At 56.0% G+C, this 4,783-nt stretch carries 2 protein-coding genes; both read left to right on the forward strand.

Annotated elements, in window-relative coordinates:
* Positions 1-314 precede the first annotated feature (314 nt).
* Positions 315-4,265 (forward strand): DUF637 domain-containing protein, encoded by a 3,951-nt coding sequence (locus tag DK871_RS28180; protein WP_161906055.1) that lies wholly within the window; start codon positions 315-317, stop codon positions 4,263-4,265.
* Positions 4,262-4,516 (forward strand): hypothetical protein, encoded by a 255-nt coding sequence (locus tag DK871_RS28185; protein WP_032803698.1) that lies wholly within the window; start codon positions 4,262-4,264, stop codon positions 4,514-4,516. Before DK871_RS28180 ends, DK871_RS28185 begins: the two co-directional genes overlap by 4 nt.
* Positions 4,517-4,783 lie beyond the last annotated feature (267 nt).

Raw genomic sequence — 4,783 nt, forward strand, 5'->3', positions numbered from 1 at the left:
AAAATGTCTCCGGTACGCTGGAGAGCGACGGCAATATGCGTTTGCTGGCCGACACCCTGAGCAACCGGCGCGACCAGAAAAAAAAAAAAAAAAGCCTGGTTTCCGCCAGCATCAGTGTGTACGGCAACGACTACTGCAAAGGCAAAGGCTGCGAGCTGAAGTTCAGCGGCGTCGAAACCTATGAGGACGTTATCAAAGGCAGCTCCGCCTCCGCATTCATCAATGCCAGTGGCGACCTGACGGTGGGCACCCAGACCTTCGATAACCTCTACAGCTCGGTATCGGCCACTAAAAACATCCTGATCAACACCGACGTGCTGAACAACACCGGCGCTGCTGGTGGTGAGCAGCGTAATGTCGGTTACGCCTACTACACACGCAACCGGTCGGCTTACTCGTTGCTGATGAGCGAAATCGAGCTGTTCAACCGCAGCAACGATCCCACCTCAAGTGACTATAAGCCGGGTCAGTACACCTATGACCAGTTCATTCAGAAGACAAGATTCTCGGATACCTATTTCACTTCCGATATCGACTACACCGTCCCCACCTCTGGCAGCGTGATCGCCCAAGCGGTGATCCAGGCAGCCGGCTCGGTCACCGTTAACGCAACCAAAGAAATCAACAACAGCGTCATCCGCCCGAACGCCACCGACATCGACACCCCGGTGGCCAACCGCAACACCAACTCGGATGTATTTGCCTCCACGGTAAAACCGGCCATCACTGCGCAGCTACCGCCAGACCTGGCCCAACGCCAAGTCAATCCGGTGACCTTGCCGGGCTTCAGCCTGCCAACGGGTGAGAACGGCTTATTCCGTCTCAGCGGCCAGGCCGCGAAGGGTGGTGCAGCGGGTAAAGCGGATACCGCCACGGGTGACTTCAACGCAAACGGACGTGTCATCACCGCCGCCGACCGCGAGAAAACCCTCGACTACAACGCCGTGCAAGAACGCGGCTTCAGCCTCGACGGCCAGCCCGTCAGCGGTGCAGTCAACGGCCAGGGCCCGCTGGCGTTGGACAACCGCGCGCCCTCCGTCACCCGCGTTCAAGGAATGCCGGACATCGCCCCGGTGGATAACAGCCACAAATACCTGATCGAAACCAACCCGGCGCTCACCGACCTCAAGCAGTTCATGAGCTCCGACTACCTGCTCGGCAAACTCGGCTACAACCCCGACGCCAGCTGGAAGCGCCTAGGCGATGGCCTGTACGAGCAACGCCTGATCCGCGAAGCCGTGGTGGCCCGCACCGGCCAACGCTACATCAACGGCCTTGCCAGTGATGACGCGCTGTTCCGCTACCTGATGGACAACGCCATCTCTTACAAGGACTCGCTCAACCTGCAACTGGGCGTGTCCCTCACCGCCGAACAAGTCGCCGCGCTGACCCACGACATCGTGTGGATGGAAGAAGCCGAGGTCAACGGCCAGAAAGTCCTGACCCCGGTGCTGTACCTGGCCCAGGCCAACAACCGCCTGGCCCCCAACGGTGCGCTGATCCAGGGCCAGGATGTGAGCCTGATCACCGGCGGCGACCTGCGCAACAGCGGCACCCTGCGGGCCACCAACAACCTGAACATGGTCGCCGGCAACATCGACAACAGCGGCCTGATGCAAGCCGGCAACCGCCTGGAAATGCTCGCCACCGACTCGATCCGCAACAGCCGTGGCGGCATCATCAATGGCCGCGACATCAGCGCCACCGCCGTGACCGGCGACATCATCAACGAACGCACCGTCACCACCTTCAAACAGGACGGCCAGGGCTACCAACTGCGCAACGACGTGGCCAGCGAAGCCTCCCGCTTCGAAGCCACCGACACGCTCAAACTGAACGCCGGCCGCGACGTGCTCAACCTCGGCAGCAACCTCAAGGCCGGTGGCAACGCCAGCGTAACGGCAGGGCGTGACGTACTGATCGCCAGCCAGACCGAACAGGACGACTACGCCTACCAACGCCGCCGCATCAGCGGCACCGAGCAAACCACACTGCAACATACGTCGACGGTGGAGGTTGGCGGCCACATGGCCATTGAGGCCCGGCGCGATATTGCGGTTATTGCCAGCACCGTTAGTGCTGGCAATAACCTGAGCGTTGAAGCGGGTGAAAACGTGTCGCTTATTTCTGCGGCCAATGAGCAACACGAGTATTCGAAAGGCAAAAAAGGCAATACTAAAACCACGACCCAACTGGACAACGTGACTCAGCAAACCGCTCAGCTAAACGCTGGCGGTAACTTGGTTGCTATTGCAGGTACCGACCTGACCCTGGTTGCCAGCAAAATCAGCGCGGGCAACGAAGCCTATATTCAGGCGGGTGAGGAGCTGAAGCTGTTGGCCGCGCAAGACAGTCATTACTCGTTGTATGACATGAATAAAAAGGGCAGTTGGGGTAGCAAGAAAACTCAGCGTGATGAGGTGACCCAGGTCACCCATGTGGGCAGCGAGATCAAAACCGGTTCGAGCATGATGCTCGAAAGTGGCAGTAATCAGCTGTTTCAAGCGGCAAAGCTCCAGAGTGGGGGGGACATTGCGATTGTCAGCGGTGGCTCGGTGACATTTGAGGCGGTTAAAGACTCGCGGCAGGAAAGTCACGAAAAGAGTAAGAGCGATATGGCGTGGAACAGTGCCAAAGGTGAAGGCAGTACTGACGAGACATTACGTCAGACCTTGATGGTGGGGCAGGGGCAACTCGCTATTCGCGCCGCCGGTAAGATCAATATAGACCTCAAGCAGATTGACCAAAAAACTGTCAGCCAGACGATTGATGCAATGGTTCAAGCCGAGCCTCAGCTTGCCTGGATCAAAGTAGCTGAAGCCAATGGGCAAGTTGATTGGCGAATGGTCAAGGAGATCCACGACAGCTGGGACTATAAGCAATCGGGATTAGGTGCCGCACCCGCGCTGATTATTTCGATTGTCGCCAGCATCTACCTGGGGCCCCTCGCGGGGGCTATGGCTAGCAACTTTGCGGTTGGGACAATCAATGGCGGCGGTGATATTGGTGCGGGACTGAAAGCGGCCACCAGTAAAGATGCGATCAAGGGTTACGCGACGCAGATGGTCACTAGCGGAGTCCTGGCCGGAATAGACACCGCTGTCGGTGGTTGGAATACCGACGGGGCGTTGATTTTTAACGCGGACGGGGTCAATAACCCTGGTTATAGCAAGAGCATGCTGGACTGGAACACGGTCAGCGACAATGTGCTGCGCAGCACTACCCACGCTTTGGTAGCCGGCAGCATCAATACGGCGATTAACGGCGGTAGCTTGAAGGACAATCTTGGCGCAGCCGCAGTTTCCGAAGGGCTGGACCTGACCGCAGCCTTTGGCAACAAGCAGGTGGGCGATTTGGCTGAGTACCTGAAAATAACCCCAGGGTCGGCACAAAAAGTCTTGATGCATGCTGTATTGGGAGGAGCGTTATCAAGCGCTAAAGGTGGAGACTTCAAGACCGGGGCTTTAGCCGGCGCCGCCTCAGAAGGATTGACAGCTTTGGCAACGGAAAAACTGGGTAACTACCTGGACTCCCGGTTTGCCACGGATACCCAGTTCCGGGTAGGCACCGCTCAACTCGTCGGCGTTTTGGCGGGGGCTCTAGTCAACGGTGATCCTGCAACCGCTAGCTGGGTAGCCGGAAACGCAAAAAAATATAATGATGAGTTTCATATTGGTGGGCCCGCCATTGCGGGGGCTGTGAGTGCAGGTGAAAAAGTGCTTAAAGAGGGTGGAACGCCAGACCAGGCTACCGCTGCAATGAGTTCGCACCTGAGGGGCGATGGTTTTGATGGGCCAATGCCTGCCAATGGACTTGTACAAGCATGGTCAATCGGTGTTGGTCTGCCCCTGGCGGCAGTTGAAGCACCTGCTGTAGGGATAGGAGGGCTGGTAGCGGGTGCCTTGATTTCCGGCGGTGCAAATTTCGGCTATCAGCTATCGACGGGTAAGGACGTTAACTACACCGATGTATCCATTGCCGCGACGGTTGGAGGATTAACGCAAGGGAAGGGGTTCTGGCTGACTCAAGGATACGGATTGAGCGGCGCTTATTTGGGCAGTGTAATCAAGGGCGAGGATGCGAAGTATTCGTTGCTGGGCTCTGTGCTAGGCACTGCAATAGGTTATAAATCCGGAAATTTGATCACAGGGCAGTTGAAACCATTAATAGGAAATACTGCGAGCGAAACCTCAGGAGCGGCGACAGGTTCTGTATTGTCTGAAATTGTCAGCGGTGGTGTATCTAATATGGGAAGTAATAAATGAAGCCAAAAACGGTAGGTTGGTACCTATTGGGTACGCTAGTTGTGTATTTTTTTCTGGTTTTTTTTATGGTGGGTATTGTCGGTAATTTACTTGTGGCGACGATTGCATATTTCAAGCTGGGTCATTGGGCGCTTGAGGCTGGCGTTATCAATGCCTCTCTGAAAGTCGCTGCTTACTGCGGGGTTCCAGTAGGTGCAGGTATTTGGGTGTTGTCATGGCTGAAAAGTCGTAAAGACAAAAAAAGGCACTAGTATTTGTGCTATCGGTGGGGAAAAGGGATGAAAGGAAAAGGGGACGGATTTGAATGGCACTTCCTTAACAGCTAACCAGCTGATCTGACTACAGAAAAATGAAAAAAGGCCGTCCTTGGTCTACGGTGATAGTTGCGAACACACACCACTCGAACAAGGACAGCCCGCGTGAATCGTAGACGTCAAATCATCAGGCATCAACAGCAGCGCATTCAGCAGCACGCCAAAAACAGCAACGCCCATGCATTCTTTAAGCTGCTAGCCGAT

It is taken from the genome of Pseudomonas sp. L13 (assembly GCF_009935965.1).
Lineage (GTDB): Bacteria > Pseudomonadota > Gammaproteobacteria > Pseudomonadales > Pseudomonadaceae > Aquipseudomonas > Aquipseudomonas lactis.